The organism is Ferruginibacter sp. (genome assembly GCF_031430955.1).
Classification (GTDB): domain Bacteria; phylum Bacteroidota; class Bacteroidia; order Chitinophagales; family Chitinophagaceae; genus Ferruginibacter.
On record NZ_JANPCM010000296.1, the window covers coordinates 1 to 1,713 of the forward strand.

At 36.6% G+C, this 1,713-nt stretch carries 1 protein-coding gene; it reads left to right on the forward strand.

The window, feature by feature from the left end:
* Nucleotides 1-429: 429 nt before the first annotated feature.
* Complete coding sequence (locus ACY65O_RS08390; RefSeq protein WP_462220405.1) at nt 430-1,461, forward strand: glycoside hydrolase family 53 protein; 1,032 nt, start codon at nt 430-432, stop codon at nt 1,459-1,461.
* Nucleotides 1,462-1,713: the final 252 nt, after the last annotated feature.

Sequence of the window (1,713 nt, forward strand, 5' to 3'; positions counted from 1 at the left end):
TACTTTTGAAAAACCTGATTTGAAAACAGGTTTGTGTGTTTAATAAGAAATGTCAAAATATTTAATTATTAGCTTGTATTGTTTCGGCAACTTACTTTTAATTTAGATTGCAGTATAATTATAATTAATGGAAAATTTGCTTATTAAACAATTCTGTTTTTATTACGCAGATTTACAGTTCTTTATAAATGATAACAGGCGTAGTAGGGGTTCGATTGGGCTCCCCTCTGCTCCACCAGTTATCCGCATTTTAATTTAATGCAAGTAAAAAAATCCCCTCAAATTCCCATAGGTTGAGGGGGTTTTGTTTTAGCACTACCGCCAACAGAAAATGGAACCTGTAAACTGTCTTTTAATTTTACCAGGCTCACAGCAGCAGCTATTTGGTAAAGGTGTACTATAATAAAAAAAATGAAATACTTTTAAAAGATGATAAGAAAAAATATTACTGTTTTGATTTTATTTTTTGCTTTGGCAGCATGCAGGCCCGAAAGGGGAGGAGGTGGTATAATACCAACACCAGTGCCAACACCTTCTTCTTTTGCAAAAGGGGCAGATATAAGCTGGCTTACACAAATGGAAGCTTCGGGCCGAAAATTTTACAATGCTGCAGGTGCAGAAATGGAATGTATCGCATTAATGAAATCTCTTGGCATGAATACTGTTCGTCTTCGTGTTTGGGTTAATCCTTCTCCTGCTTATAATAATGCTGCGGATGTAGTAGCAAAAGCAATCCGTGCAAAAATTTTGGGTATGCGTATTATGATTGATTTTCATTACAGCGATAGTTGGGCCGACCCGGGTAAACAAACTAAACCTGCTGCTTGGGCAGGGCAGGATGTTAATGGATTAAAAAATTCAATTGCTGCTCATACAACCGATGTATTGACACAATTAAAAAACAGCGGGATAACACCAGAATGGGTGCAGGTAGGTAACGAAACTAACAATGGAATGCTTTGGCCCGAGGGAAAAGCATCTACCAACATGGCCGCTTTTGCACAAATGATTAATGCCGGCTATGATGCAGTAAAAGCAGTTTTTCCTTCTGCAAAAGTAATTGTACATGTGTCTAACGGTTACGACAACAGCTTATTTCGCTGGATGTTTGATGGCTTGCAATTAAATGGCGCAAAGTATGACGTTATCGGCATGTCACTTTATCCCACTGCTGCAAATTGGTCTTCAATTAATACACAATGCCTTATTAATATGAACGATATGGCTTCCCGCTATGGAAAGGAAGTAATGGTGGTTGAAGTGGGTATGCCATGGGATAATGCAGCAGATTGCAAATCTTTTTTAGCAGATATAATATCAAAAACTGTATCCGTTTCTGGTAACAGGGGATTGGGTGTTTTGTATTGGGAACCGCAAGCTTATAATAATTGGCAGGGATACACCTTGGGTGCTTTTGATAACTCAGGCAAACCTACTGCCGCATTATTTGCATTTCAGTAAGTATTTAATGTAAATTAATTTAAAATTAATGCGATATTTATAAACTTCGATTACAGGTACACTACAATATTCAGTATAAACTAATCAACTTATATGCAAATGCAAAAAATCAACAGTATTTTTTTTTTAGTACTCTCATTTTTACTGCCAGCACTCTCATCATATGCACAATCACGCCAGCATATCAATTTTGATAATAACTGGAAATTTGCATTTGGTAATGCAGCCAATCCCGAAAAAGATTTTAATTAC

Bases quoted from the DNA above. Each gene is read 5' to 3' on its own strand.
- ACY65O_RS08390 (WP_462220405.1), top strand. From the start codon at position 430: ATGATAAGAAAAAATATTACTGTTTTGATTTTATTTTTTGCTTTGGCA.